General features: G+C 55.2%; 35 protein-coding genes. 14 read left to right on the forward strand and 21 right to left on the reverse strand.

Annotation, left to right across the window (positions count from 1 at the left end):
• The first annotated feature begins 6 nt into the window (after nucleotides 1–6).
• The gene (locus ACIQZK_RS01030) at nucleotides 7–1,347 is read left to right on the forward strand and encodes a PepSY-associated TM helix domain-containing protein (protein WP_397574512.1); all 1,341 of its coding nucleotides are present in this window, start codon (nucleotides 7–9) and stop codon (nucleotides 1,345–1,347) included.
• Here the strand turns inward: ACIQZK_RS01030 and ACIQZK_RS01035 are convergent.
• The 10 genes from ACIQZK_RS01035 to ACIQZK_RS01080 all read right to left on the reverse strand — a co-directional run bounded on the left by ACIQZK_RS01035 (nucleotide 1,335) and on the right by ACIQZK_RS01080 (nucleotide 4,799).
• Nucleotides 1,335–1,739, reverse strand: coding sequence for a SufE family protein (locus ACIQZK_RS01035; RefSeq protein ID WP_397574513.1), 405 nt, complete (start codon nucleotides 1,737–1,739; stop codon nucleotides 1,335–1,337). The two genes, ACIQZK_RS01030 and ACIQZK_RS01035, sit on opposite strands and share 13 nt — an antisense overlap.
• A 24-nt stretch (nucleotides 1,740–1,763) precedes the next feature.
• A complete protein-coding gene (locus tag ACIQZK_RS01040; protein ID WP_183940990.1) occupies nucleotides 1,764–2,006 on the reverse strand; it encodes a hypothetical protein in 243 nt (80 codons plus the stop codon).
• 26 nt (nucleotides 2,007–2,032) lie between these two features.
• Nucleotides 2,033–2,305 (reverse strand): hypothetical protein, encoded by a 273-nt coding sequence (locus ACIQZK_RS01045; protein WP_397574514.1) that lies wholly within the window; start codon nucleotides 2,303–2,305, stop codon nucleotides 2,033–2,035.
• Nucleotides 2,306–2,315: 10 nt separating this feature from the next.
• Complete coding sequence (locus ACIQZK_RS01050; protein WP_395636124.1) at nucleotides 2,316–2,642, reverse strand: hypothetical protein; 327 nt, start codon at nucleotides 2,640–2,642, stop codon at nucleotides 2,316–2,318.
• A gap of 18 nt (nucleotides 2,643–2,660) precedes the next feature.
• Nucleotides 2,661–2,960, reverse strand: coding sequence for a hypothetical protein (locus ACIQZK_RS01055; protein WP_397574515.1), 300 nt, complete (start codon nucleotides 2,958–2,960; stop codon nucleotides 2,661–2,663).
• Nucleotides 2,957–3,115, reverse strand: a complete 159-nt coding sequence (locus ACIQZK_RS01060; RefSeq protein ID WP_397574516.1) for a hypothetical protein — start codon at nucleotides 3,113–3,115, stop codon at nucleotides 2,957–2,959. Before ACIQZK_RS01060 ends, ACIQZK_RS01055 begins: the two co-directional genes overlap by 4 nt.
• A gap of 27 nt (nucleotides 3,116–3,142) precedes the next feature.
• Nucleotides 3,143–3,526 carry an envelope stress response membrane protein PspC gene (gene pspC / locus ACIQZK_RS01065; RefSeq protein ID WP_395636121.1) on the reverse strand — a complete coding sequence of 128 codons (384 nt, stop codon included), beginning with the start codon at nucleotides 3,524–3,526 and terminating at the stop codon, nucleotides 3,143–3,145.
• Between the two features lies 1 nt (nucleotide 3,527).
• A complete protein-coding gene (gene pspB, locus ACIQZK_RS01070; protein WP_397574517.1) occupies nucleotides 3,528–3,815 on the reverse strand; it encodes an envelope stress response membrane protein PspB in 288 nt (95 codons plus the stop codon).
• A 4-nt stretch (nucleotides 3,816–3,819) separates the two neighbouring features.
• Nucleotides 3,820–4,503 (reverse strand): phage shock protein PspA, encoded by a 684-nt coding sequence (gene pspA / locus ACIQZK_RS01075; RefSeq protein WP_324476826.1) that lies wholly within the window; start codon nucleotides 4,501–4,503, stop codon nucleotides 3,820–3,822.
• A 107-nt stretch (nucleotides 4,504–4,610) separates the two neighbouring features.
• The gene (locus ACIQZK_RS01080; RefSeq protein ID WP_397574518.1) at nucleotides 4,611–4,799 is read right to left on the reverse strand and encodes a hypothetical protein; all 189 of its coding nucleotides are present in this window, start codon (nucleotides 4,797–4,799) and stop codon (nucleotides 4,611–4,613) included.
• 167 nt (nucleotides 4,800–4,966) lie between these two features.
• Between ACIQZK_RS01080 and pspF the strand changes: the two genes are divergently transcribed.
• On the forward strand, nucleotides 4,967–6,004 hold the full coding sequence (pspF, locus tag ACIQZK_RS01085) for a phage shock protein operon transcriptional activator (protein WP_397574519.1): 1,038 nt from the start codon (nucleotides 4,967–4,969) through the stop codon (nucleotides 6,002–6,004).
• A 51-nt stretch (nucleotides 6,005–6,055) separates the two neighbouring features.
• Here pspF and ACIQZK_RS01090 read toward each other — a convergent pair whose 3' ends face one another.
• Complete coding sequence (locus ACIQZK_RS01090; protein WP_397574520.1) at nucleotides 6,056–6,619, reverse strand: urate hydroxylase PuuD; 564 nt, start codon at nucleotides 6,617–6,619, stop codon at nucleotides 6,056–6,058.
• A gap of 166 nt (nucleotides 6,620–6,785) precedes the next feature.
• Between ACIQZK_RS01090 and ACIQZK_RS01095 the strand changes: the two genes are divergently transcribed.
• Entirely contained in the window at nucleotides 6,786–7,406 is a 621-nt protein-coding gene (locus tag ACIQZK_RS01095) for a superoxide dismutase (protein ID WP_397574521.1), read from the forward strand.
• 2 nt (nucleotides 7,407–7,408) lie between these two features.
• Here ACIQZK_RS01095 and ACIQZK_RS01100 read toward each other — a convergent pair whose 3' ends face one another.
• The 5 genes from ACIQZK_RS01100 to ACIQZK_RS01120 form a co-directional block, all read right to left on the reverse strand.
• Nucleotides 7,409–8,038, reverse strand: a complete 630-nt coding sequence (locus tag ACIQZK_RS01100; RefSeq protein WP_397574522.1) for an inner membrane-spanning protein YciB — start codon at nucleotides 8,036–8,038, stop codon at nucleotides 7,409–7,411.
• Nucleotides 8,035–8,964, reverse strand: coding sequence for a signal recognition particle-docking protein FtsY (gene ftsY, locus ACIQZK_RS01105; RefSeq protein ID WP_397574523.1), 930 nt, complete (start codon nucleotides 8,962–8,964; stop codon nucleotides 8,035–8,037). Before ftsY ends, ACIQZK_RS01100 begins: the two co-directional genes overlap by 4 nt.
• The gene (gene mtaB / locus ACIQZK_RS01110; RefSeq protein WP_397574524.1) at nucleotides 8,961–10,226 is read right to left on the reverse strand and encodes a tRNA (N(6)-L-threonylcarbamoyladenosine(37)-C(2))-methylthiotransferase MtaB; all 1,266 of its coding nucleotides are present in this window, start codon (nucleotides 10,224–10,226) and stop codon (nucleotides 8,961–8,963) included. The genes ftsY and mtaB overlap by 4 nt, the downstream gene beginning before the upstream one ends.
• Nucleotides 10,223–11,029: a diaminopimelate epimerase gene (gene dapF, locus ACIQZK_RS01115; RefSeq protein ID WP_397574525.1), complete on the reverse strand. Its 807-nt coding sequence runs from the start codon at nucleotides 11,027–11,029 to the stop codon at nucleotides 10,223–10,225. Before dapF ends, mtaB begins: the two co-directional genes overlap by 4 nt.
• Nucleotides 11,030–11,123: 94 nt before the next feature.
• On the reverse strand, nucleotides 11,124–11,261 hold the full coding sequence (locus tag ACIQZK_RS01120) for a hypothetical protein (protein ID WP_397574526.1): 138 nt from the start codon (nucleotides 11,259–11,261) through the stop codon (nucleotides 11,124–11,126).
• A gap of 52 nt (nucleotides 11,262–11,313) precedes the next feature.
• Here ACIQZK_RS01120 and ffh point away from each other — a divergent pair, with 52 nt between their 5' ends.
• From ffh to ACIQZK_RS01155, 7 genes are all read left to right on the forward strand, one after another.
• Nucleotides 11,314–12,810, forward strand: a complete 1,497-nt coding sequence (gene ffh / locus ACIQZK_RS01125; protein WP_397574527.1) for a signal recognition particle protein — start codon at nucleotides 11,314–11,316, stop codon at nucleotides 12,808–12,810.
• Nucleotides 12,811–12,856: 46 nt separating this feature from the next.
• Nucleotides 12,857–13,396 carry a 30S ribosomal protein S16 gene (gene rpsP, locus ACIQZK_RS01130; RefSeq protein WP_397574528.1) on the forward strand — a complete coding sequence of 180 codons (540 nt, stop codon included), beginning with the start codon at nucleotides 12,857–12,859 and terminating at the stop codon, nucleotides 13,394–13,396.
• A gap of 3 nt (nucleotides 13,397–13,399) precedes the next feature.
• Nucleotides 13,400–13,906 (forward strand): ribosome maturation factor RimM, encoded by a 507-nt coding sequence (gene rimM, locus ACIQZK_RS01135; RefSeq protein WP_397574529.1) that lies wholly within the window; start codon nucleotides 13,400–13,402, stop codon nucleotides 13,904–13,906.
• A complete protein-coding gene (gene trmD, locus ACIQZK_RS01140; RefSeq protein WP_395637876.1) occupies nucleotides 13,903–14,643 on the forward strand; it encodes a tRNA (guanosine(37)-N1)-methyltransferase TrmD in 741 nt (246 codons plus the stop codon). The genes rimM and trmD overlap by 4 nt, the downstream gene beginning before the upstream one ends.
• 7 nt (nucleotides 14,644–14,650) lie before the next feature.
• Complete coding sequence (gene rplS, locus ACIQZK_RS01145; protein WP_125230085.1) at nucleotides 14,651–15,043, forward strand: 50S ribosomal protein L19; 393 nt, start codon at nucleotides 14,651–14,653, stop codon at nucleotides 15,041–15,043.
• Nucleotides 15,044–15,215: 172 nt separating this feature from the next.
• Nucleotides 15,216–16,241 carry an aspartate-semialdehyde dehydrogenase gene (locus ACIQZK_RS01150; RefSeq protein ID WP_397574530.1) on the forward strand — a complete coding sequence of 342 codons (1,026 nt, stop codon included), beginning with the start codon at nucleotides 15,216–15,218 and terminating at the stop codon, nucleotides 16,239–16,241.
• 4 nt (nucleotides 16,242–16,245) lie between these two features.
• The gene (locus tag ACIQZK_RS01155) at nucleotides 16,246–16,893 is read left to right on the forward strand and encodes a 2-hydroxychromene-2-carboxylate isomerase (protein WP_397574531.1); all 648 of its coding nucleotides are present in this window, start codon (nucleotides 16,246–16,248) and stop codon (nucleotides 16,891–16,893) included.
• A 9-nt stretch (nucleotides 16,894–16,902) separates the two neighbouring features.
• Here the strand turns inward: ACIQZK_RS01155 and ACIQZK_RS01160 are convergent, their stop codons facing one another.
• Genes ACIQZK_RS01160 through ACIQZK_RS01170 form a run of 3 tightly spaced genes read right to left on the reverse strand, consistent with a single transcriptional unit; the run spans nucleotide 16,903 to nucleotide 19,910 of the window.
• Nucleotides 16,903–18,459 carry a DHA2 family efflux MFS transporter permease subunit gene (locus ACIQZK_RS01160; protein WP_397574532.1) on the reverse strand — a complete coding sequence of 519 codons (1,557 nt, stop codon included), beginning with the start codon at nucleotides 18,457–18,459 and terminating at the stop codon, nucleotides 16,903–16,905.
• Nucleotides 18,434–19,477, reverse strand: a complete 1,044-nt coding sequence (locus tag ACIQZK_RS01165) for an HlyD family secretion protein (RefSeq protein ID WP_397574533.1) — start codon at nucleotides 19,475–19,477, stop codon at nucleotides 18,434–18,436. The genes ACIQZK_RS01160 and ACIQZK_RS01165 overlap by 26 nt, the downstream gene beginning before the upstream one ends.
• Nucleotides 19,470–19,910, reverse strand: a complete 441-nt coding sequence (locus ACIQZK_RS01170) for a MarR family winged helix-turn-helix transcriptional regulator (RefSeq protein ID WP_397574534.1) — start codon at nucleotides 19,908–19,910, stop codon at nucleotides 19,470–19,472. The genes ACIQZK_RS01165 and ACIQZK_RS01170 overlap by 8 nt, the downstream gene beginning before the upstream one ends.
• A gap of 137 nt (nucleotides 19,911–20,047) precedes the next feature.
• Here ACIQZK_RS01170 and ACIQZK_RS01175 point away from each other — a divergent pair, with 137 nt between their 5' ends.
• From ACIQZK_RS01175 to ACIQZK_RS01190, 4 genes are read left to right on the forward strand one after another with little or no spacing between them, the layout of a single operon-like run.
• Nucleotides 20,048–20,803 carry an alpha/beta fold hydrolase gene (locus ACIQZK_RS01175; RefSeq protein ID WP_397574535.1) on the forward strand — a complete coding sequence of 252 codons (756 nt, stop codon included), beginning with the start codon at nucleotides 20,048–20,050 and terminating at the stop codon, nucleotides 20,801–20,803.
• Nucleotides 20,797–21,375 carry a GNAT family N-acetyltransferase gene (locus ACIQZK_RS01180; protein ID WP_397574536.1) on the forward strand — a complete coding sequence of 193 codons (579 nt, stop codon included), beginning with the start codon at nucleotides 20,797–20,799 and terminating at the stop codon, nucleotides 21,373–21,375. Before ACIQZK_RS01175 ends, ACIQZK_RS01180 begins: the two co-directional genes overlap by 7 nt.
• Nucleotides 21,368–21,895 (forward strand): hypothetical protein, encoded by a 528-nt coding sequence (locus ACIQZK_RS01185; protein ID WP_397574537.1) that lies wholly within the window; start codon nucleotides 21,368–21,370, stop codon nucleotides 21,893–21,895. Before ACIQZK_RS01180 ends, ACIQZK_RS01185 begins: the two co-directional genes overlap by 8 nt.
• Before the next feature lie 54 nt (nucleotides 21,896–21,949).
• A complete protein-coding gene (locus ACIQZK_RS01190) occupies nucleotides 21,950–23,824 on the forward strand; it encodes a M2 family metallopeptidase (RefSeq protein ID WP_397574538.1) in 1,875 nt (624 codons plus the stop codon).
• A gap of 45 nt (nucleotides 23,825–23,869) precedes the next feature.
• Here ACIQZK_RS01190 and ACIQZK_RS01195 read toward each other — a convergent pair whose 3' ends face one another.
• Together ACIQZK_RS01195 and ACIQZK_RS01200 are read right to left on the reverse strand one after the other, a co-directional pair.
• Complete coding sequence (locus ACIQZK_RS01195) at nucleotides 23,870–24,331, reverse strand: hypothetical protein (protein WP_397574539.1); 462 nt, start codon at nucleotides 24,329–24,331, stop codon at nucleotides 23,870–23,872.
• A gap of 62 nt (nucleotides 24,332–24,393) precedes the next feature.
• Nucleotides 24,394–25,839 (reverse strand): AMP nucleosidase, encoded by a 1,446-nt coding sequence (locus ACIQZK_RS01200; RefSeq protein WP_397574540.1) that lies wholly within the window; start codon nucleotides 25,837–25,839, stop codon nucleotides 24,394–24,396.
• Between the last annotated feature and the right edge of the window lie 11 nt (nucleotides 25,840–25,850).

Here is a 25,850-nt window from a genome sequence, read left to right on the forward strand (position 1 = left end):
CCAGAAATGGAAAATACGTCTTTCTACCGCACGATCTGGCGCTGGCATTTCTATGCCTCGCTCTTCGTCATGCCATTCATTCTCATTCTTGCGACAACTGGGGCAATTTACCTGTTCAAGCCGCAATTGGACCGGTGGGAAGAGCGTGCATTCACGAACCTGCCGACTGAACAGCCAGTGTCACCCAATGTGCAGTTGGCCGCCGTAATGGCGGCCAATCCGGGTGCGCAGTTCCAAAGCTATCGCTTGCCCGAACGCGCAGGCGATGCCGCCATGATACATATCGGCCTCGCCGACGGCCAATCCATGCGTGACGTCTATGTGTCTCCGCAGGGTAAAGTGTTGGGCAGCATCGATCCGGAAAGCCGGATATCCGCCACGGTGTCGCGGATACATGGTTCGCTGCTGATCGGCAAAATGGGTGACTGGATTGTTGAACTGGCGGCGTGCTGGGCGATCGTCATGATCCTGACCGGTCTCTATATGTGGTGGCCGCGCGGGCAGCGCTTTGCCGGTGTCGTGTGGCCCCGTTTGGGTAAAGGCAATCGCGTGTTCCTGCGTGACCTGCATGCGGTCACGGGCTTCTGGGTTTCAGGGCTGGCGCTTGTTTTGCTGACAACAGGACTGCCTTGGGCGAGCGTCTGGGGCGATGCTTTCCGTATTGCCCGCGCTGAATTGGGCCTCGTTCAAGGCGCGCAAGACTGGAAAACAGGCAGTGCCGCCCCGCATGCCGAGCATGACCATGATGCGATGATGAAAATGCAGGCTGCCGGAATTCCACTGGTTGGCTTGGCGGACATGGTCGCCAAAGCGAAAGCCGAACGACTGCCGCACCCGGCGTTGGTGAAAGCACCAGGCGCGCCTGAGCGTTTCGGCCCTCCCGCGCCGATGGCCTGGACCATTAAGTCGGAGGCGCAGAACCGGCCATTGAACCGCAGCATCACATTTGATGTTGCGACGGGCAAGGAGATGTCGCGCACAGGCTTTGCCGACAAGCATGTCATTGATCAGGCCGTCAATTATGGAATTGCATGGCATGAGGGCCAGCTTTTTGGCTGGTTCAATCAGCTTGTCGGCGTGCTTACGGCGGTTGGCCTGATCACATTGGTGGTGTCGGGTTTCCTGATGTGGCGACGGCGCAAACCCGATGATGCGCTCGGCGCACCGCCGGTTGCTGCGCTGCCACCGAAAATGCGCGGCGTGGCGGTGATCATCGCTGTAATGGCCATATTGTTGCCATTGCTCGCGATGTCATTGCTGGCTTTATGGTTGTTCGACCGGCTGTTGCTGCCCCGACTGCCGGCGCTCGCTATGTGGCTTGGGTTGCGTCCGGCTCAGCCGGCGTAACGCGCAGCCGTCTCGCGGATAAGCGAGATCATATTGGGAATGCCCTGTGTCCGGTTCGAACTTAACTGATTTTTGAGGTCGAACGGCGCAAGGGCACTCTCAATATCGGTCTTCAGAATTTCGGCCGCATTTTTATGCTCAACCGTTTTCAGGACCAGCGCGATGATGCCTTTGGTAATCGCGGCGTTGCTGTCGGCCAAAAAGGTCAGCGTGCTATCTGCGGTCACGGGATAGACCCATACGCTTGCTGAACATCCCCGAACCAACGTCGCATCGGTTTTCAACGCGGCGGGCATTTCGGGTAATTCGCGGCCGAGGTCGATAAGCAACCGATAGCGGTCATCGGCCTCAAGAAATGCATATTCTTCTGTAATGTCGGCAAATGTTGTCATGCACTGCGCATATGGCCGCGGTGCTTAGATATCAATCCCTGCCGCTATGGCTTCAAGCCTTTTTACGCGCTCTTTCAGATCGGCGACTTCAATACGCGATGTTGCCGAGGGCACCGGTGCATCATTGCCGTGCCGCATGGTTTCAAGTTCGGCATGCTTAAGCGCAATCCAGTCGCGCCAGCCACGCAGGCTTAGTGACGACACGATGCCGACACACAGCACCGCAAAGGCGCCGATGATGATGTAGAAGTTGGGATCCTGTTGCATGGTCCTTCCTTTCCGTCCGCGCGCCGTTACCGGCTGCGCAGTTCCTCAATCTGACGGTTGATGTCGCTCGCGCTATTGTTTTCTGTCGCGATGCGCTCCAAAACCTGAATGCGTTCCTTCAAGGCCCGAATTTCGTCCTGCATCTGCTGCGTATCCGCATTGTTCAAAAGACGGTGGGTTTTGGTGCCCATAAAGTCTTGATCCTCAACGATCCCATGCTTTGCCTTTTGCTTCGTCTGGATAATCCTGCCGATCGTGATGATGGCAATGATTGCGACGACCATTTGAAACGGGTCCATTAATGGCTCCTCAATTCGACGGCCCGCGAAGGGCCTCTATTTCAGATGTTAACCGGTGACTGTCATCGACGATGATTTTTTCCACATTGGCGAGGCGGTCCTTTATCGATCCAAGCTCCGCACGCAGTTGCGCGTTTTCTTGGCTCAACAATTTTACGCGTTCGACGGCCTCCTGGTCGGTTTTGGGATAGACTGCCTGACCCCATGCACCATCAAGCGGGTAGCCATTTTTGATGCGCATCCATGTGGTGAGCACCCATCCAACCGAAATTGCGACAACGCCAATACCTATCATGGGGCCGATGGCCGTAATCATTGCTAGCTTGTCAGGGTCCATAGCTTCCTCCAATGCGCTTCAGCGTAGTTTTTCAATTTCTTCGGAAAGGCGCCCGGCCTTGTCCGTGACGATCCGCTCCAAGACAGCGACCCGTTCTTCCAGACGACCAACCTTGCCATTCAGCGTTTCATTTTCATTGCTGAGCAGCATGATTTTGCGCTCTGCTTCGGGATAGTCGCCATCGGTCAGCGCTGATTTTCCACCCCATTCATCTTCCAATGGGTAGCCATGTTTGGCGCGGATCCAGTTGTTGATGAGCCAACCGACTGTCATCACTACCACAATCGCAATGATGAAATTGGGGCCTGCAAAGCTCATTTGAATTCCCTCCATGGCAGACGGCGTGTGACGGGCCGGATGGGGCTGTCGCGGAAATCAACGCTCCAGTTGCGGCGATCCGCTTTGCGTTTTTTCTGTGCGAAGTGGCGATATGCAAACCACGCAATCAGCCCGAGAATGATGAGTGTGAACATGAAATATTCCCTCCATTATGCTGCCGTTTATCGCAGGCTCTCGATTTCGTCCGCCAGCTGCTTGTTATTGCTGACATAATAGGTTTCCATTTCAGCCAGCCGGTGGTCGATTTCCCGGAAACGCGAACGAATATCGCGTGTTGTGCGGGCAGGTGACTGACGCACGCCTTGCCAGAATTTCTGGTCTTGCCGATCGTCGGTATACAGATGCACGGGCTTTGGGTTGGCCATCCAAGCTGTGATGACATAAGCAATGAGCGTCCACGGAAATCCGCCCATCAGGGTGAGCATCACCGTGCCAAGCCGGACCCAGAGAACATCAACGCCGGTATAGTCGGCAATCCCTGCGCAAACGCCTTTCCATTTGGCATTCTGCTTATCCAGATAGAATTTGGTATGTGTGCCAGCCATTTTAGCGGTTCCTTTCCAGCCTGTGGGCATTTTCGGGGTCGAAAGCTTTTGTTTCATGGTCGATGCGACGTGGCTGCCATTCAGGATTTTCCTGCGCGACCAGACGCTCGACGGTATCGAGACGCTCTTCGAGGCGACGGGCAAGTTCGTTCATGTCGCCGAGCATCCGCTCGTCATCATAGGTAAGCGTTGCCGCGGTTTTCCAGCGGGTGACATAATGTAGGATCAGCCAAGGCAAACCAATAAACAATATGCCAACGACGAAAACGGGGATGAGCGTATCTTCCATCGGATCAACCTTCCTTCTGTGCGTCTTGTTTCATGGCTTTTTTCATCGCTTCCAGCTCAGCATCGACAACGTCGAAGGACTCAAGCGCGGCGATTTCGTCGCCCAAGCTGCGTGGAGCGTCTGAACCGATGGACAGCGAGTCCGCATATCCCTGCGCTTCATCCACGCGGCGTTCGAGCACGTCAAAGCGTGAGAAAGCCTCGCGAACCTTGTCGCCATTATACATCGTGCGCAGCTTGACCTGATTCTCGGCGCTTTCAAGACGCGTCATCAACGCGTTCTGACGGCTACGGGCGTCGGCGAGCTTTTTCTGCAGCTTGTGAATATCCTGCTCCGAAGCTTTCAAAGCATCGTTGAGAACGTCGACTTCCGCCGTCAGCTGGTCCTTCATGTCGGTCGCCTTGCGCTTTTCGACCAATGCAGCCTTGGCAAGGTCTTCGCGATCTTTTGACAGCGCGAGATGTGCCTTGTCGGTCCAGTCAGCTTCAAGCGTGTTCAGCTTGTCGATGTGCCGGCGCAGTTCTTTCTGGTCAGCAATCGTCCGGGCTGCGGAAGCGCGGACTTCAACCAAGGTTTCTTCCATCTCCAGAATGATCATACGGATCATCTTTGCCGGGTCCTGCGACTTGTCGAGCAAGTCCGTGACGTTGGCGGCGATGATATCGCGGGTTCTTGAAAATATGCCCATTGGGTAACTCCGGTTAAAACTGTTTATTTGCGTACTAAAAAAGGGGGCGACCGGGTACCTTTAGGAGGTAGGGGGAGCCGGGGTACGCCGGTCGCGGGCTGTCGTCGTCAGGCAAGATAGCTGACAACGATTGGCCGGTGGGTGTAATTTGGGGCGTTCATGTCAATATCGTCATAATGGTTGAGAACCGAAACGGCATAGCTGGTGAAGATCATGGACACGGACAGGGCGACGGCCAGCCATAGACGGCTTTCGCTTGCCTTTGCCTTGTCGCTGGTTTCGATATCGTTACGCATCTTGTGTCTTCCCTTTTGCATGCCGGTGATGTTCCGGCTTGCAAGACGTATTGCAGGGAGCGTGCCAATTTGAAAAATTGTCGGATTTCCGCCATTTGTGAAAAAATGTGACATTCGGTCGCTGGTAATTATTGCCACACTATGGTGAAATATGCCAATATTTGAAAATGGAACGCGATAGTCATCAATTCATTGGACAATCGTCCGCTTTTCTTGATGCCGTTGAGCGCGCAAGCCGCGCCGCACCGCTCAATCGGCCAGTGCTGGTTGTGGGGGAACGCGGAACCGGCAAGGAACTGATCGCGGAACGCCTCCATCGCCTGAGTGCACGTTGGGACGGCCCTTTGGTCACGATTAACTGCGCGGCGTTGCCTGAGACTTTGATTGAGGCCGAACTGTTTGGCCATGAAGCGGGCGCTTTCACCGGAGCCACCCGTGCACGCGAGGGGCGGTTTGAAGAAGCGGACGGCGGCACGCTGTTCCTCGACGAACTGGGCACGTTGAGCATGGGCGCGCAGGAACGGCTATTGCGCGCGGTCGAATATGGAGAGGTCACGCGTATTGGTTCATCGCGGCCGATGCGTGTCGATGTCCGTATTGTCGCCGCCACCAATGAGCATCTGCCCAACATGGTGGATAAGGGGCGCTTTCGTGCGGACTTGCTCGACCGGCTGTGCTTTGAGGTGATCACCTTGCCGCCATTGCGCGTTCGTGAGGGCGATATTGAGGTTCTATCTGAATATTATGGGCGCCGGATGGCGGCCGAATTGGGGTGGGCAGGGTGGCCGGGTTTCGGCGAAGTGGCGACCCGGGCGCTTGAAAACCATTTATGGCCGGGCAATGTGCGCGAATTGCGCAATGTGGTCGAACGTGCCGTATATCGCTGGGCTGACCCTGCACAGCCGGTCGATTATATCCAGTTTGATCCGTTCGATAGCCCATGGCGCGGCGGAGTAGCTGCGTCATCGCCTGCGCAGGTGCAGTCCGACAATCAGGCCGCTAGTGCCGAACCACGGCTCGGCAATGACTTAAGTCAGGCCGTCGATGTGACCGACTTTAGAGAAGCGACCGAAAAATATGAAAAAGCGGTGCTCGAGCAGGCATTGGCGAAGTGTCGGTATAATCAGCGGCAAACCGCCAAAGCGCTGAACCTGAGCTACGACCAATTGCGCCATACGCTAAAAAAGCATGATCTTTTGGGATAAAAAAAGGGGCAGCCTCGGCCACCCCTTTTATCTTTACGAAGAACGTTACGATTAGCCGCCGTTAAAGCTGACCATCGTGTAGAGCATTGGGATCGAGAGCAATGTGTTCAAACGTGATGTCATCATCGCTGTCGTTGCTGCCTTTGCCTTTGTCGCATCATCGGCTTCAACAATGCCAAGGGCTTTCTTCTGGTTAGGCCAGATGATGAACCAAACGTTGAATGCCATGATAACCGCAAGCCACATGCCAACACCGATCAGTTGGTAAGGATCTTGCAGCGTGAATGCCTCATGGGCGTAACCGGACTGAACCGCAATGATCAGTCCCAGCAACACGGTCAACGCCGCGGCCCAGCGGAAGAAAAACAGCGCAGATGGTGCGATATGCTTCGACACCGCTGGCTTAAGCTCTGCGGGAATTTTCGGCATGGTCGGAATTTGAACGAAGTTGAAATAATACAACAGCCCAATCCAGACGATCCCAAAGAATGTATGCAGCCAACGTGTGACAGACTGCGCCGTCAATGCGTCGCCGTGCAAACCGAACATAAGTGCCAATGACAGCACAAGACCGGCGACCAGCACCAGATGTAGATTTCCAAAAAATTTCGCCATTTTTTCCTCCTGTAGGCATTCAGGTGATTTTGCCCCTGATGCGTTCCTGCCTATCTTTGTGGGCCGCTTTTGTCACATAATTTCTGCGTAATTTGCGTGCGCGCGACGGAACGGGCGCTGCGCCCGTTGGTTTGCGTTGCGGACTTCTCAAAAGGAAACATGCAACATGCCCTTCATTCTCCCCGAACTTCCTTACGACGAAATTTCCTTCGGCGGCCTCATTTCTGCGGAAACGTTCGACTTTCATCATGGCAAGCATCACAAGGCATATGTCGATAAAACCAACGCTTTGGTCGCCAACGATGTGGCCTTGTCAGGCGCGCCATTGAGCAAAGTTATCACGGTTGCCAAGACGAAGGGTAACACACAACTGTTCAAAAATGCCGCGCAAATTTGGAACCACAGTTTTTATTGGCAGTGTCTGACACCTGAAAAACAGGTGCCTGACGGCCAGTTAAAGACAATGATTGATGAAAGTTTCGGTAGTGTCGAAAAACTGCTGGCGAAGTTCAAAGAAGAAGCTGTTGCGCACTTTGCAAGCGGTTGGGCGTGGCTCATTGTCGATGGCGGCACATTGAAGATCACGTGGTTACATGACGCCGACACACCCTTGGTACATGATATGAAGCCGTTGCTCACAATCGATGTGTGGGAACATGCCTATTACATCGACTATCGCAATGCCCGCCCTGACTATGTCGATGCGTTACTCGCCAATGCGATTAATTGGGAATTTGTCGCCGAAAATCTTGATGGACAAGGCCTCTCACGCGCTGACCAGTCCTGAACTCACGCGTTGGGCGGTGTCTCGCTATCATCGCCCAGCTTTAGTCCGTGCCGCATCAGCATCGGGATATTGGCAAGCGCGAACAGGAATGTGCACGCCGTGACCCCCCACACCTTGATGGATAGCCAGGTATCGAAAGAGAACCATTCGGGCCGCCGAAAAATCTCGTTCACTCCGGCGAGAACGAGGAAAAACACGCCCCAGCTTAATGACAGCTTTAACCAGCCAGTTTCGTCGAGACCTTGATAGGCATGTTCCAGAACATATTTGAGCATCGCTTTGCCGCGGACCCATCCACCCAGCAGCAGAAGGGCGAAAAAGGCATAGATGATGGTCGGCTTAATCTGGATGAAGCGTTCGTCATGAAACCAGATCGTCAGCGCGCCGAAAAACACACCTAAAGCGGCAGTGAGCTTCAGCATCGGCGAAATTTTGCCCAGTTTCACCTTGGAGACAATGACCGCAATAACAATCGCGGTCATGAACGTTGCGGTCCCGACAATCGCGCCTTGTTTCGGATCGGTGTCCGAACTGCCAAATTTTGACGCCACAAAAAACAGCAGCAGCGGTCCAAAATCGAGAATGAAGTTTAATGTGCCCGACGTCTTTTTTGGCGTGGTTGTGTCGCTCACAACGAACCGCCGCTGATGGCACGGGCAACATCTTGCGCGTTGAAGGGGCGCAGATCATCGATGGTCTCACCGACGCCAATGGCGTGAATGGGCAGGCCGAACTGCTTGGCCGCTGCGACCAAGATCCCGCCACGCGCGCTGCCGTCCAGTTTCGTCATCACAAGTCCCGTTACGTCAGCGACTTCTTTAAAAGTTTCGATTTGCGATAGGGCATTCTGCCCCGTCGTTGCGTCCAGAACCAACACCACATTGTGCGGCGCGGCAGGATTGAGACGCCCAAGAACGCGGCGGATTTTAGCCAATTCATCCATGAGCTCGCGCTTGTTCTGAAGCCGTCCAGCGGTGTCGACGATCAGCACGTCGATGCCTTCGGCAGTCGCCTTTTTGACCGCATCAAACACGACGCCGGCAGCGTCGCCGCCTTCGGGGCCAGTCACAATGGGTACGCCAAGGCGTTCCGCCCAAACCTTCAACTGCCTAATCGCTGCGGCACGGAACGTGTCGCCCGCGGCCAGCATGACGCCATAATCCTGTTCAAGGAAAAGATTGGCCAGCTTTGCAATCGTCGTCGTTTTGCCAGACCCATTTACGCCGATGACCAATATGACCTGGGGACGCGGGAATGCGTCAATTTCGAGCGGCGATGCGACCGGTGCCAACACGGCCGCCACTTCGTCCTCGACAATCTGCCGAATACCCTCGGCATCAATACCTTTGTCAAAACGTCCAGCAGCAATCTTGTCGCGGATTTGCGCTGCCATGGCTGGGCCAAGGTCCGAAGCAATCAACGCATCTTCAATTTCGTCGAGGTCGCGCGCTTCCAGCTTCGCCTTGGTGACAAGCCCGGCGATATTCTCCGTCAGCTTTCCTGATGTTTTCTTCAGGCCGCCAAAAAGTCGGTCTTTCCACCCAGCATTCTCGCTCATTCTACAACCTCTGCCTGCAATATTCCGTCTGTTGACCGCAAAACCCGCGCGGCGACAATGCTGCCTTCGGACACGACTTTATCGAGCTGCAGATACGCGAAATTTTCCGCATGGCCACCCCTGCCGCCATTTTCGACCGCGACATTCTGTATCGACCCTAAAAGCCCATCCAACCAGCGGGATTTTTCTGCGGCTACAGCTTCGCGCAACGCCTTGGCACGCGCCTTTATCACGGGATGGGGTAGTTGCGGCATGCGCGCGGCTGGAGTGCCCTTCTTGGGCGAATATGGGAATATATGCCCGTGCACGATCCTGCATTGTGCAACGAGGTCCATGCTGTTGGCAAACATCGCATCGTCTTCGGTCGGGAAGCCCGCAATGATATCCGCGCCAATGGCGATCTCGGGTCGCTTTGCTTTAAGCCGCGCCACCAAATCGATCGCGAGCTCGCGGCTATGGCGTCGTTTCATCCGCTTCAGGATCATATTGTCGCCTGCCTGCAGTGACAGATGAACATGCGGCATCACGCGCGTCTCGCCCGTGAGCAAATCAAAAAGCCGGTCGTCAATCTCGACACCATCAATCGACGACAGCCGAAGGCGCGCCAAATCGGGAACGAGTTTCAATATCCGTTCGACCAATGATCCTAAATTGGGGCTGCCCGGAAGATCATGGCCATAGCTGGTGACGTCAACGCCGGTCAGCACCACCTCTTTAAAGCCGGTATCGACAAGCTTTTGGATATGCTCAATGACACTGCCAGCGGGCACAGAGCGGCTGTTGCCGCGGCCATAGGGTATGATGCAAAATGTGCAGCGGTGATCACAGCCATTTTGAACTTCGACAAAAGCGCGGGTTTTGCCGGAATAGGCGGTGACCAGATGCGGCGCGGTTTGCGCAATGGTCATGATGTCCGAGACAATGACCGGCCTGTCGGGACGATCCATCAATTCGCGTAACAAGGTCGCGTCTTGTTTCTCATGATTGCCAAAGACGCCCGCGACCTCTGGCATGGCCCGAAATGTTTCGGGCTCCACCTGCGCAGCGCAGCCTGTGACCCACACAGACGCGTCCGGGCGACGCCGATGCGCCTGACGGATGGCTTGCCGTGTTTGCCGGACGGACTCATTGGTCACCGCGCAGCTGTTTATGATGACAATGTCATCACGGCCCGCGAGTTGTTCAGCCAGCGCGTTGCTCTCTGCCAAATTTAGGCGGCAACCCATGCTAATGACTTCAGGCTTTTTGACGGGCGCGTTCATCCAAATGCATCCCAGTCGGCCTGACCTTTGAATACATACGTCGCGCTGCCGGTCATGATGACGGGCTGTCCCGGGCTCCATTCGATCGTCAGGGTTCCGCCCGATTGGTGGACTGTAACCGGGGATGTCGCCTTGCCCTGACGGATCGCCGCAACGGCGGTGGCACAGGCCCCGGTTCCGCAAGCGCCCGTCAAGCCAGCCCCGCGTTCCCAAACATTTAGGTGGATTTCATTCCCGGCAATCGACGCGACATTTACGTTTACACGCTCGGGAAACACGGAATCATTTTCGATTGTCGGGCCCAGCTGGCGCAAGTCGATGGCATCAACATCATCGACAAAAAACACAGCATGTGGGTTGCCCATATTGATGGCCATCGGCGCGGCGAGATTGTCCCACGCCACTGGCATCGCGTCAGTGTTCATGGGGAAAGCAAGCGGTATGTCCTGCCATCCGAAAGTCGCGTCGCCCATCGACACTTCAACATCATTGCCCGACAGCTTTCCTGAAATGATGCCGCCCAAGGTTTCGATGTTGAGGTCTTGGTTCAACAGCGCAACCACACAGCGTGACGCGTTGCCACATGCCTCAACCTCGCTGCCGTCGGGATTGAATATCCGCATGCGCACATCAGCGATGTCTGAAGGAAGCAGGAGGATAAGCTGGTCACAGCCAATCCCGAACTTGCGATCCGCGATCATTTGCGCGCGGGCAGGGGACATTTCTATGGATTGAACGCGTGCGTCGATAATGACAAAGTCATTGCCCAGCCCATGCATCTTGTGAAATTCGCCGTTCGCCATGGCGGCGATTTAGGGGCAGCGGCGCATCAAGTCCACCGTTGATGCCGAATATGGCCAACCTGCTGTTTACGGAGCCGCCGTGATTGGGCACAGGTCACAGCCGCTCCAACCAACGGAAAAACTTGATTTGCGAAGCCAAGGCGGGTATCGGCGCGTCCAAGGCGAGCATATTGCCTTTCATAATTTGTTGGAAATCCGTTGTTTCCAAGCTGGTCGGCGAAGATTCGCTCACCGGCTTTTTGTTCGTTTATGCCTCGAACGGGGCATGTTGGTAAGGAATGTCGATGTTTGACAAGCTGAGCGACCGGTTAGGAGGGGTGTTTGATCGCCTGCGCGGTCGCGGTGCGTTAAACGAAGCTGACGTTCGTGAAGCGATGCGCGAAGTCCGTGTGGCTTTGCTTGAAGCTGACGTTGCACTGCCCGTCGTTCGTGACTTTGTTGAGAAGGTCACCGAGCAGGCTGTTGGCGCGCAGGTTCTGAAGTCGGTAACGCCCGGCCAGCAAGTCGTCAAAATCGTCAATGACGCGCTTGTCGAAATGCTTGGCGCGGAACAAAGCGACCTTAATCTCGCAGTAACGCCGCCCGCGATCATTATGATGGTCGGTCTGCAGGGCTCCGGTAAAACAACAACGACCGCCAAGATTGCGAAGATGCTGAAGGCCAAGCAGGGCAAGAAAGTCCTGATGGCTTCGCTGGACGTCAATCGTCCTGCTGCACAAGAGCAGTTGGCGACCCTTGGTACGCAGACCGAAGTTGCGACGCTTCCCATTATGCAGGGGCAGCAGCCCGTCGATATTGCCAAGCGTGCGATGCAGGCTGCAAAGTTGCAGGGCTTTGATGTCCTGATCCTCGACACCGCTGGTCGCTTGCATGTTGATCAGCAGTTGATGGACGAAATGCACGCGGTGGCAAAGGTCTCCGTTCCGCAGGAAATCTTGCTCGTGGTCGACTCGCTCACGGGTCAAGACGCCGTCAATGTCGCCAAAAGCTTCGGTGAGCGCGTCAATGTGACCGGTATCGTGCTGACCCGTATGGACGGTGATGCACGCGGTGGTGCCGCGCTGTCGATGCGCGCGATTACCGGCAAGCCAATCAAATTTGCAGGTGTCGGTGAAAAGCTCGATGCAATCGAGGCGTTTAACCCAAGCCGTGTTGCTGGTCGCATATTGGGCATGGGCGACGTTGTCGGTCTTGTCGAGCGCGCGACCGAAATGGTCGAGAAAGAGGATGCGGATAAGCTCGCGGCCAAAATGGCCAAGGGCCAGTTCGACATGGAAGACCTGCGCATGCAGTTCCGCCAAATGTCCAAAATGGGCGGCCTCGGCGCGCTTGCGGGTATGATCCCGGGCATGAAAAAGGCCAAGCAGGCGATGGACGCCGGCGGCATGAACGACAAATTGCTCGTGCATATGGACGCCATCATTGGTTCCATGACGCCAAAAGAGCGCGCGAAGCCTGAATTGTTGAACGCCAAGCGCAAGATCCGGATTGCCAAGGGTTCGGGCATGACCGTGCAGGACGTCAACAAGCTGATCAAAATGCATCAGGAAATGGCCAGTGCCATGAAACGCATTCGCAAGATGGGCGGTCTCAAAGGCCTCGCCGCCATGTTCGGCGGCGGCAAAGGTGGCATGGGCGGCGACGACTTGGGTGGCGCGATGGAGGGAATGCACGGGCTTCCCCCCGGCGCTTTGCCACCCGGTTTCGGCGGTCTGCCCGGATTGGGCGGTGGCGGCGGAATGCCGCCAGACCTCGCAAGACTTCTTAGTAAAAAGAAATAAGTATCACATTTAATTTAAGAATATTTCAGAAAGGTGAGTTAGTTTTATGGCATTATCCATGCGTTTGTCACGGGGCGGTTCGAAAAAGCGTCCTTATTATAAAATCGTCGTAGCCGACGCCCGCGCACCACGCGACGGTAAGTTCATTGAGCGTATCGGCAGCTACAACCCACAGCTTCCTAAGGACAGCGCAGAGCGTATGATCCTCGACACCGAGCGTGCGAAGCATTGGCTTGCCGCTGGTGCCCAGCCGTCGGACCGCGTTGCACGCTTCCTCGACGCGGCTGGCGTTAAAGAGCGTAAGGTTAAGAACAACCCCAACAAGGGCGAGCCAGGCCAGAAAGCCAAGGATCGCGCTGAAGACAAGGCAACAAAGCTTGCAGAAGCCGAAGAAGCCGCAGCAGCAGCTGCAGCCGCTCCAGCGCCTGAGCCTGAGCCCGAAGTTGTTGAAGAAGTAGCCGCTGAAGAAGCTGCGCCTGCCGCTGAAGAAGCTGCGCCTGCTGAAGCTGCTGCTGAAGAAGCACCTGCTGCTGAGGAAGCTGCACCTGCAGCTGAAGAAGCAACCGAAGAAAAGGCCGAGGGCTAAGCCTTGGCTGACTCAACCGTCACGCTTGCCGCCGTTTCCGGTGCGCACGGCGTGACGGGTGAAGTTCGTCTCAAGCTGTTTGCAGAAAATGTAGACAGCTTGAAACGCTACAAAAGTTTTAATGATGGTGCGTTGACGGTTAAGTCCCTCCGCCCAACCAAAGACGGCGCGATTGCCCGTTTTGCCGAAATAAATGACCGCAATGCAGCGGAAAAACTGCGCAGCACATTGTTAACCGTGCCACGCGATGCCTTGCCTGAACTGGGTGAGGGCGAATATTATTACAGCGACCTTCTCGGGCTTCCGTGCGTTTCAACCGATGGCACTGACCTTGGCAGTTGCATATCCGTTGAAAATTTTGGCGCCAGCGACGTTCTGGAAATCCAGATGCCGTCTGCGGATGGCAAGCCCGGCAAAAAGTTCATGGTTCCAATGACCGCCGAGGCTGTGCCGGAATGGGGCGCACAAGCGGGCGGACGCATAGTCATCGATGCGGACTTCGTTATATGACGTTCGCCGCCCAAATCCTGACGCTTTATCCCGAAATGTTTCCCGGTCCTCTGGGAATATCATTGGCTGGCCGCGCACTTGAAGAGGGCAAATGGTCATGTGCGCCCATCCACATCCGTGACTTTGCGACCGACAAGCATCGGACCGTTGACGACACGCCAGCTGGCGGCGGGGCAGGGATGGTACTGCGCGCGGACATACTCGCCGCAGCGGTCGATCACGCGTCTGCTGCGCAACCAAATGTACCCGTTTTGGCGATGACGCCGCGTGGCAAGACGATTACCCAAAGCCGTATCCGCGAACTTGCTGCAGGCCCCGGCGTTACTGTGCTTTGTGGCCGCTTTGAGGGCTTTGACGAGCGTATTTTTGATGCCAGACCCCATATTGAACAGGTTTCGATGGGCGACATCGTCCTTTCGGGCGGCGAAATTGGCGCTTTAATGCTGTTAGATGCTTGCATTCGGCTGCTTCCCGGCGTAATGGGCGCGACTTCCAGCGGTGATGAGGAGTCCTTTGAACAAGGGTTGCTTGAATATCCGCACTATACCCGACCCAATGATTGGGAAGGGCGAATGATCCCTGAAGTGTTGCGATCGGGGGATCATGCGAAAATAGCCACCTGGCGGAAACAAAGGGCGGAGGAAGATACTCGGTTACGCAGACCGGACCTTTGGGGGCGTTACAAAGATGCCCGGGTTCAGCCTGCCTCTGACGTGCGACAAAAGAATAAGGATTAAATGGGGCATGAACCTCATCCAAACACTCGAAGCCGAAGCTATTGCAGCTTTGTCAGAAAACAAAAAAATTCCTGCATTCCGTGCAGGTGACACCGTCAAGGTGGGCGTGAAGGTCATCGAAGGTGAGCGCACGCGTATTCAGAATTACGAAGGTGTATGCATCGCACGTTCGAACAAGGGCATGGGCTCCAACTTCACCGTACGCAAAATGTCGTTCGGCGAAGGTGTTGAGCGCGTATTCCCACTGTACAGCCCAAATATCGACAGCATTGAAGTTGTCCGTAAGGGCGTCGTACGTCGTGCGAAGCTTTACTATCTGCGTGGCTTGACCGGTAAGAAGGCACGTATTGCCGAACGCCGCGACCCGCGTCCTATTAAAACCACCGAGGCTGCCGAATAAGGCAGGAGCCGCGTTGCGTTTCTAACCAAACACAAAAGGCCGGGCTCCCACAAAGAGCCCGGCCTTTTTTATTGTGTGTGCCCCGGCGCAGGCCGGGGTCCAGACTTTGGCATAGTCCTCCAGCAATAGCTGGACCCCAGCCTTCGCTGGGGAACACAAAAAGGAAGTTAACATGGGTTATCGTATCGTAGTTGCAGGCGCGACGGGCAATGTTGGCCGAGAGGTCGTCAATATTCTGGCCGAGCGCGCATTCCCTGCCGATGAAGTGGCTGTGCTGGCGTCATCGCGCAGCCAGGGCATCGAAATCGAATATGGCGATACCGAAAAGATGCTGAAGGTCCAAAATATCGAGAATTTCGATTGGTCAGGATGGGACATGGCGATTTTTGCCATTGGTTCAGAAGCGACAAAGAAATATGCACCCATTGCTGCGGCTGCTGGCTGTGTTGTGATCGACAACAGCTCGCTCCATCGCATGGACCCCGATATTCCTTTGATCGTGCCTGAGGTTAACCCAGACGCGATCGACACGTACACGCGCAAGAATATCATTGCGAACCCGAACTGCTCGACAGCCCAGCTCGTCGTCGCGCTCAAGCCGCTGCACGATTATGCCAAAATCACGCGCGTCGTTGTCTCGACATATCAGTCCGTCTCTGGCGCTGGCAAAGAGGGCATGGATGAATTGTTCGAGCAGAGCCGCAACATCTTTGTCGGTGACAGCGCAGACGCCAAGAAGTTCACAAAGCAGATCGCGTTTAACGTCATTCCGCACATCGATAGCTTCCTCGACGACGGCTATACCAAGGAAGAGTGGAAGATGATGGTCGAGGTGAAGAAAATCCTCGATCCCAAAATCAAGCTTACCGCGACCTGCGTGCGCGTTCCTGTCTTTGTTGGCCACAGCGAAGCGGTCAATATCGAATATGAGCGCGAAATGTCTGCAGAGACTGCGCAGAACATCCTGCGTGAAGCGCCTGGCATCATGCTCATCGATAAGCGTGAAGATGGCGGCTACACCACGCCCGTCGAAGCCGCTGGTGACGATGCGACTTATGTAAGCCGCGTGCGCGAAGATCCGACCGTAGACAATGGTCTTGCGTTCTGGTGCGTCTCCGATAACTTGCGCAAGGGAGCCGCGCTGAATGCGGTGCAAATTGCCGAACTTCTTGGACGGCGGCATTTGAAAAAGGGATAAATATATGGGGCTGCAAGCCGATGTTTTTTGGTCGTTTCGCAGCCCCTATAGCTATCTGGCGACGCGCCGTTATCGTGCGCTTGCGGAACAATATGACCTGACGATCAATTTGCGTCCGGTCTATCCTTTGGCGATCCGCGAACCGGACTTTTTTGAACGCAGCCACCCGAATTGGTTGCGCTATACCTTTACCGATATGTTCCGCGTTGCTCAGTTTCATGGCATTCCGTTTGGACCGCCGCGACCCGACCCCATTGTACAAGACGTGCTGACCCGTAAAATTGCGGACGAGCAGCCTTATATCTTCCGCCTGACTCGGTTGGGGCAGGCGGCGGCGCGGCGTGGTCAGAGTCTGGCATTTTGTGACGAGGTATCACGCCTGATCTGGGGTGGTGCTGAAAACTGGCATGAAGGGGACCATCTGGCCGGCGCAGCGACGCGCGCTGGGCTCGATTTGGCTGAACTGGATGCTGAGGCCCTCAGCGATGCCGATACGCTCGACGCCGAGATTGCAGCCAATCAAGCGTCTCTCGAAGCATCGGGGCATTGGGGTGTCCCGACTTTGGTATTCGATGGCGAGCCGTTTTTTGGACAGGACCGCATTGATATGGCGGTATGGCGGATGCAGCAAAAGGGTCTTGTTGCGCGATAAGCCTTATCGTTAGTCGGCCATAGCGGGTTGCTGTCCGGGGGCGGCTGTGCCCGGCTTCAAAAAGAAGATCAGCGGGCTGATGACGATCAGCAATATCATCATCAGTTTGAAATCATCGAGATAGGCAATCATCGCGGCCTGCCGGTTGATTTCAAGGTTCATCACTTGCAAGGCAGCCTCTCCGATCCCGCCAAGGCGGTCGGCGCTCGCGGGGTCAATTGCGCTTATAGACGAAGATGTGACGTGCGATGCCAGGTCTTCATGGCTCGTCTGCATGTTGCGCGCCAACATGGTCGTCATGATCGAGATGCCAAAGCTGCCGCCCAGACTGCGGAAGAGATACAGCAGGCTGGAGCCATCTGTCCGCAGGCGCATCGGCAATGTCGAAAACGCGACGCCATTAAGCGGAATGAAGACAAGGCCCATACCAAAACCCTGAAACAAGCCCGTGTACACAATCCAGTGCCAGTCCATATTCAAAGACCAGCGCGTCATGACCCACATCGATGCCGCGGTCATTAAAAAGCCGGTAAAAACAACGATGCGCGGATCCACCTTGCTGCCAATTTTCGCCGCGATGAACATTGCGAACACGATGCCGACACCTCTGGGTGCCAACAATATGCCGGTATCATATACCGAATAGCCATAGAGATTCTGTAGCATTGGGGGCAACAATGCAAAGATGCCGAACATCATCATGCCAACCAACAGCATCATGTTCAGCGAGATGAAAAAGTTCCGATCCGTGACCAAAAGCCGTTCGAACATCGGGCGATTGGTTGTTAATTGATGCATCGCAAACATCCAGAGCGCAGCCACGACAACCAACAGCTCGATGATAATTTCCCAACTTTGCAACCAATCTTCCTGTTGGCCGCGATCCAACAGCAGTTGTAACGTTGCTAGGCCGATGGCGAGCATTGCAAAGCCGAAACGATCTAGTTCTCGGCGATTTATGGGGCGTGAAGGCAGTAACCACCATAATAGGGCCAGCGTCGGAATGCCGATGGGCAGGTTAATGTAGAACACCCAGCGCCAGTTGTAATTCTCGGTCAGCCAGCCGCCAATCATCGGGCCCAATATGGGCGCAATCATGATGCCCATGCCCCAGATGGACATCGCCCGCGGTGCCTCCGACGGCTTATTAATATCCAGCATGATCGTTTGGGAAAGCGGCCCAATGAATGCGGCGCACACACCTTGGAAAATACGGAAAGCGACCATCTCGGTCAGGCTTGTCGCAATGCCGCACAGCATAGATGCGAAAATGAACCCGGCAACAGCGCCGAGAAACAGATTGCGTGAACCGATCCTGTCGGCAAGCCAACCCGTGATGGGCATGGCCACTGCGCTGGCGACGATGTAACTCGTCAGGACCCACGTGATGGTATCCATCGTCGCGCCAAGGCTGGTCTGCATGTGCGGGATAGCGACATTGGCAATTGTCGAATCCAGAATTTGGATAATCGTCGCGCCCATGACGGCAAGCGTCAGCAGCGCCTTGTTCTTGACCGTATAAGCGGCTTGATCGAGCGGATTACTTATTGGTGTCGATGCGGACATGGGCCGACAATCCTGCAATCATTGCACGCTTCGGCTTGTCGGTAATCGATATCCGTACAGGGACGCGCTGCGTTACCTTGACCCAATTGCCATTGGCATTTTGCGCGGGAAGGACCGAAAATTCTGACCCCGTGCCGGCGCCAATGCTTGATACCTTACCGCGGACCTTTAGGTCGGGATAGGCGTCGAAGGTTATCTCTGCAGGTTGGCCAACGCGCATATGCGCAAGGTCGGTCTCCTTGAAATTGGCTTCAATCCAGCTTTTGTTGCTGGCGACAATCGTCACACCGGGTAATCCCTGCACCATCATTTGGCCAGGCTGCAAACGATCGGCCTGACTTACGATGCCGGAGACAGGCGCGCGCACTTCCGTGCGTGAAAGGTTAAGCATCGCTTGATCGCGTTGTGCTTGGCCTGCCTTAATGGCTGGATTTATCCCCGGTGCTGCTGATCCTGTGGCGAGTGCGGCGCGCGCTTTGGTCGCACCAGCCTGAGCAGAAGCAACGCGGCTGCGCGCATTGGACAAGGCATGCTCTGCGGCCTGCAACCTTGCACGCGTGGTAAAGCCAGCCTGCATCAGAGAGGATTGCCGCTGATATTCCTTTTCATAAAAAGCGACATCTTCACGTGCGCTGTCTATATCGATACCCGTGGTTTGAAATTCGGTCTCGAGCGCCGAAACGCGGACTTGGGCAGCGGCAATGGCCGCGTTAGCCTGCTCAATCGCAATACGATAAGGCTCTGGATCGATCCGAAACAAAAGATCGCCTTCGTTCACCACGTCATTTTCACGGACAGCAGCATCGATGATGCGTCCGCCCACTTCAGCTGAAATGGATACCTTGTCTTGTTGGACATAGGCATTGTCGGTCGACACATAATGGTCGTTGGCAATATAATATGCGGTCGCCCCGCCAACGAGCACCAACGGGACAGAAGCCATCAACGCCAATCGGCCAAAGCGCCGCGACTTTGTCTTCGTTGTTACAGCATCAATTTTTGGATCAGCCTCAGCCATGCGACACCTCAAGCGGTTTACGGGTTAAGTTTGCACGAATGACGTTCAACATCGCTTCCAATTCTATCCGTTGCGGTGCGTCCAAGCCGGCTAATGCATCATCAAACAATGCAAGGGCCGTCGGTCGCAGAGCTTCAATTTTCTGTTCGCCTTCGGCCGTTAAGTGCAGCCGCCACGTGCGGCGGTCATTGGGGTCCGCGCGGCGTTCGACGAGCCCGGCGTCCTGAAGGCGATCCACCATTCTTCCAAGCGTGATCGGTTCGACATCAAGCATATCGGCCATGGTAACCTGCGCGCTTCCGTCGAAGCGCTTCAGCAGCGCCAGCACCCGCCATTGGGGCCGTGTCACGCCAACGGCGCGGGCACGCTCATCGAAAGAACGCCGCAGCAAACGCGCCGCATCACCCAATAGAAAGCCTAAATCATCGCTCATGCCGTTGATATAGTAGCTATGCTTATTATGTGCAATGATTTTGGGGTGGGCGCACATCATATGGAAAACACTTTCCCGATTAGTCAGCGCGTGCCAAACCAGCGGCATCCACTGACGACAGAAGAACGACCCAACATATGATTGAATCCAATAGCTTCCATACAGACGACGGTATTGAAATCGCCTGGCGTGAGATGGGGCAGGGGCGGCCCTTATTGCTCATCCATGGGTTCATGTCCGAGGCCGGCACCAATTGGATCAAATATGGCCATGCGGCAGCTTTGGCGGACGCAGGGTATCGCGTTATCATGCCTGACCTGCGTGCCCATGGCCTCAGCGGTAAGCCGCATGCGCCAAGCTGTTACCCCGCCGATATCCTCGCCGATGACCAATTCGCATTACTCGCGCATTTGGGGATCGAAGATTATGACCTTGGCGGTTATTCATTGGGCGGGCGAACCGTGGCGCGGATGTTGGCGCGCGGCGCGCAGCCCGGGAAGGCAATCATTTCCGGAATGGGTCTACAAGGGCTTACGCAAACCGGAAATCGCGGCGCGCATTTTCGTGAGGTCTTCGACAATTTGGGGCATCATGAAAAAGGGACGGCAGCGTGGATGGCCGAGGCATTTCTGAAGACAACGGGCGGCGATCCATTGGCGTTGCGCAATATATTGGAGACCTTTGTCGACACCAGCGAAGCCGAGATTGCCAGCTGGGAGCTGCCGGTGGGCATAGTGTGTGGCGAGCAAGATGATGACAACGGGTCTGCCGCGGCTCTTGCTGCGCTCCTGCGGCACGGGAAGTTGTTCGCCGTCCCCGGCAACCACATGAGCGCAGTCACCAAGCCTGAACTTGGTCAGGCGTTTGTAGCGGCGTTGACGACGACATGGTGATGCCCGACCACGCCGATTTGCAACCAATATTGGTTGGCGACAAACTATTGCTGCGTCCACTGACCGAAAACGACTGGGACGCGATGTATGCGGTGGCGTCTGACCCGTTGGTGTGGGAAGTCCACCCCGCATGGGATCGATATAAAGAACCGGTGTTTCGTGAATATTTTGTGGGCGCGATGGCATCGCGCGGAGCGTTGGCCGTGATCGACCGCGCGACCAACAGCATCATTGGCGGCAGCCGATATGGCAATTACGCACCTGATCGCAATGAGATTGAAATTGGTTGGAGCTTTCTTGCGCGCACATATTGGGGCGGAGCCTATAACCGTGAGATGAAGTCGCTCATGCTTTTCCACGCATTTCAATTTTTCGACAGCGTTCGGTTCAATATTGGTGCAACAAATGTGCGCTCGCGCCGCGCCATTGAGAAAATCGGCGCCCGTCTGGATGGTGAATATGTGCCAGAAGCGATCAATGGTGTGCCGCCAGTGCCGCATGTCATTTACCGTATAAGCCGCGCTGAGGCCGAAGCGGCGGACATGCTTTTGGAATCGCAGCACAATGGCTGAAAGCAAATTGGAACGCCGCTTCTGGCGGTTCTGGTTGAGTGGTCTGTTGCTGCTTGCACTGATGATCGCCATGGATCCAGCATTCTCGAACGAGATTTCGCCATTGGGAATGCGGGACCATCAAACCGCAGGAACTGCTCTGCGGGTGGATGCCATTCAATGGGCTTGGCAAGCAACCGGAGTTTTGAATCTGGCGAGATTTGGCATGGCCACCGACCTGGTCTACATCGCGATTTATGCGTTCGGGGCCTATTGCGGTGGGCGGCTATTTTCCCAATCACCAAAGCCAGTGTTGCGGCGGCTGGGTTGGGTCATTGTTGCGGCAGCCATTATCGGCGGCGCGGCTGACGTCATCGAAACATCATGCCAATTTGCGCAGATAATGATGCTTAAAGGCAGCGATCTTTTGGCTGGAGTCGCAGCCACTGCGCAGCCGGTTAAAACCATAGCATTTCTCGTGACGTTTTTTGGTCTGCTGATGGCGTTATACATTCGACGAACAACGCGCCGCACGGGTTGACGCCGCTGCATGAAAGTTTCACCAACGGAACATATTGTTTTCTGGGAACCCTTCATGAAGAATCTTGTATCGATTGCCGCACTGGCATTTGCCTCACTTTCCACTCCAACCGTCGTCATGGCACAGGATTCCGCCACGGCGTCATCTGCACCGACAGTGGCTGAGGCAGATGCCTTCGTCGCCGCTGCGGAAAAGGATCTGTTTGATTTTTCGATTGAGGCGGGGCGTGTTGCGTGGATTAACTCCACCCATATTACCGACGACACCGATGCTCTGGCGGCGCGCTATGGCGAAATTGGAACCGAGAAAGCAGTCCGGTACGCGTTGGACGCGGCGAAGTATCAGGCGCTTCCTGGCCTATCATATGACACCAAGCGCAAGCTTGATATCTTACGCGGTGGAATCGTGCTGCCCGCACCGACAACAGCGGGTGCAGCGGCTGAACTTGCGACCATCACCACCAAGCTGCAGTCGGCTTATGGCAAAGGGCGTGGCACGCTTAATGGCAAGGAAATCAACGGTTCCGATATTGAGGCTGCGATGGGTTCAAGTCGCAACCCTGAAGAACTGAAAGAAATGTGGGTGAGCTGGCATGACAATGTCGGCGCGCCCATGGGCAAGGATTATGCCCGGATGGTCGCAATCGCCAATCAAGGCGCGGCCGAGCTGGGCTATGCAGATGTCGGCGCGATGTGGCGTTCAGGCTATGATATGCCAGCCGATGATTTTGCCAAGCTGACGGACAAATTGTGGCTTGAGGTGAAGCCGCTCTATGACGAATTGCACACCTATGTGCGCACGCAGTTGAACAAGAAATATGGTGATGCGGTCCAATCGAAGACAGGGCCCATTCGCGCCGATCTGTTGGGCAATATGTGGGCGCAGGAATGGGGCAACATTTATGACGTCGTCGCGCCTCCCGGCGCTGGCGATATCGGTTATGATATTGGCGCGTTGCTGGTTGCCAAGGGTTATAAACAAACCGAAGCCGGGGATTTCAGCGCCAATCGCGGTAAGGCGGAAAAGGACATGGTCAAGGTCGGCGAAGGCTTTTTCTCGTCGCTTGGCTTTGCCCCGCTGCCCAAAACCTTTTGGGATCGCGCGCAGTTTATCAAGCCAGCAGACCGCGAAGTTGTCTGCCATGCCTCTGCATGGAATATCGATAATGTTGACGATCTGCGTATTAAGATGTGCATCAAGGTTAAATCCGATGACTTCGTGACTATCCATCACGAGCTTGGGCATAATTATTACCAGCGTGCATATAACAAGCAGTCATATTTATATTTGAATGGCGCGAATGATGGTTTCCATGAAGCGATCGGTGACGCCGTCGCTTTGTCCATTACGCCAAATTATCTGGTGCAGATCGGCCTGTTGGATGCCAGCAAGGTTCCCGGGGCGGATAAGGACAATGGACTATTGCTGCGCCAAGCCATGGACAAGGTCGCGTTCCTGCCATTTGGACTGCTGATCGACAAATGGCGCTGGGGTGTTTTCAATGGCTCCATCATGCCAGCTAATTACAACAAGGGCTGGACCGACTTGCGTTTGCAATATCAGGGCATTGTACCGCCCGTGGAGCGCCCAGCGGACCGTTTCGACGCCGGTGCGAAATATCATATTCCCGGCAACACGCCATATACCCGCTACTTCCTCGCGCGGATTTTGCAGTTCCAATTCTACAAGGCTGCGTGCGACATTTCGGGCTGGAAAGGCCCTCTTCATCGTTGCTCATTCTATGGGAATAAAGAAGTGGGTTCGCGATTGAATGCAATGCTGGAAATGGGCGCGTCAAAGCCTTGGCCAGATGCGTTGCAAGCATTCACGGGAACACGCGAAATGTCAGGCAAGCCCATGCTGGAATATTTCGCCCCACTCATGAAATGGCTCAAAGCGCAGAACAAGGGCGCTAAGAAGGGCTGGTAATCAAAATAGGCCCTGCCGTCATAGGCGGGGCCATTTGGTTTTTGATTAAGCTGCGGTCTTCGGTGGGGTTTTAGCGGGTGCTGCCTTTTTAGCTGCAGGCTTTGCGGCTGCGGCGGGCTTAGATGTCTTTGCTGCTGCCGGTTTCGCTGCAGCTTTCGGAGCGGGCTTCTTTACCGCAAGTTTTTTGGCGATGGGTGTTTTGGCTGCTGGCTTCTTTGCCGGAGCCTTTTTTGCGCCTGCTTTGCGATCATAAACCTTTTTGCCCGCAACGGCGGCAGCGGCAGTTGCGATGACTGCACCTGCGACGGCAGCAGTTTTGCCGGGGTTTTCCTTGATCACGGATCCAGCGGTCGCAGCTGCGGTAGACGCTTGATCGACTGCGGATTTTGCCGTTGTCGACGCGGATTGCGCGACCGAACGCGCGCTACCTGTCAAACCGTCGGCGAATGCGCGGAATGCATTCAACAACTTGTTGAGCGGTCCGGTGTTTTCGGGTTTCTTCGGCATGGGCCGTACCTCCTTGGTTAGATTTTAGGGATAATCAGTTGGTTCAGTTTTCGTTCCTGACCCTATCTAAAGGGTGGTTCGTTAAAGGCGCGAAGTTTGCGACTGTGCAGGCTATTTCCCGCCTCCCGAAGCAGTTCGCATGTTTGGATGCCGATTTGCAAATGGGCGGCGATAGCTTCTTCATAAAAACGGTTGGCTTGCCCCGGTAGCTTGATTTCACCGTGCAGCGGCTTGTCAGACACGCACAACAATGTGCCATAAGGTACGCGGAAGCGATATCCTTGGGCCGCGATGGTCGCGGATTCCATGTCGATAGCAATCGCACGGCTTTGTGAAAAGCGCAGGGCCGATGCCGAATAACGCAGCTCCCAATTGCGGTCGTCTGTCGTGACAACCGTGCCGGTGCGCATGCGGCGTTTCAGATTGGCGCCGCTGGTCCCCGAAACATGCTCTGCCGCGCTTGCCAGTGCCTGCTGCACTTCGGCGATTGGTGGAATGGGAATTTCGGGTGGCAGTACGTCATCCAAGATATGGTCGTCGCGCAGATAGGCATGCGCCAGGACATAATCGCCAATTCGCTGCGTTTCACGAAGGCCACCGCAATGGCCAATCATCAGCCATGCTTCGGGGCGTAGCACCGCCAAATGGTCGCAGATGGTCTTGGCGTTCGACGGACCAACGCCGATATTCACAAGGGTAATCCCCGACCTGTCTGGCGCGATGAGATGGTAGGCAGGCATCTGGTGCCTCCGCCATGTGCTGTCGGCAACCAGCTGCGCTGCGTTGTCGGTAGGTTTGTCCACATACAGGCCACCCGCGCCCGACAAGGCAGTGTAGCGGCCATTGCCAACCTGTGTGCATGCCCAACTGACAAACTCATCTACATAACGGTGGTAGTTGGTGAACAGGATATAATGCTGAACATCCTCGGCGGGCGCGCCGGTATAATGGCGAAGGCGCGCGAGCGAAAAATCTGTGCGCAGGCCGTCAAACAAAGCAAGTGGCGCGCTGGCATTGCCCTTGATACGCAGCAATCCATCGGCGATTTCATCGCCAATGTCGGCAAGTTCGGTCGTGGGGAAATGGCGTGCGAGCTCATTGGGGCTGACCGTACCCAGTTCCAAATCCGCCGATCCGTCGAGAACATAAGGGAAGGGAATTTCCTGTTTGCTGCGGCCAACGGAAATCTCCAGCTCATATTGTTCCATCAGCAGATCGAGTTGCTCACCGATATAGTCGGCAAACAAATCCGGCTTGGTAAATGTCGTCCGGAATGTTCCAACTTTTTCAAGCTTACCAAATGCAAGGTTCGACTGCGTCTCACGCTGTTTACCGGCGTAGGTTATGACCAATTCGGGATAACAGAAATCATTGCTGGCGCGTTGATCGGCCGAAGGCGGCGTTCGGTCCTTCAGATAATGTGCGAGTGCGGTTTGTAAGCGTTTTACCGAGGCGTCATATTCGGTAACGAGTTGATTAATGATGTTTTGAGCTTGTTCACTAGGCATGGATACACATC

The sequence above is a fragment of the Sphingorhabdus sp. genome, assembly GCF_044338195.1.
Classification (GTDB): Bacteria; Pseudomonadota; Alphaproteobacteria; order Sphingomonadales; family Sphingomonadaceae; genus Sphingorhabdus_B.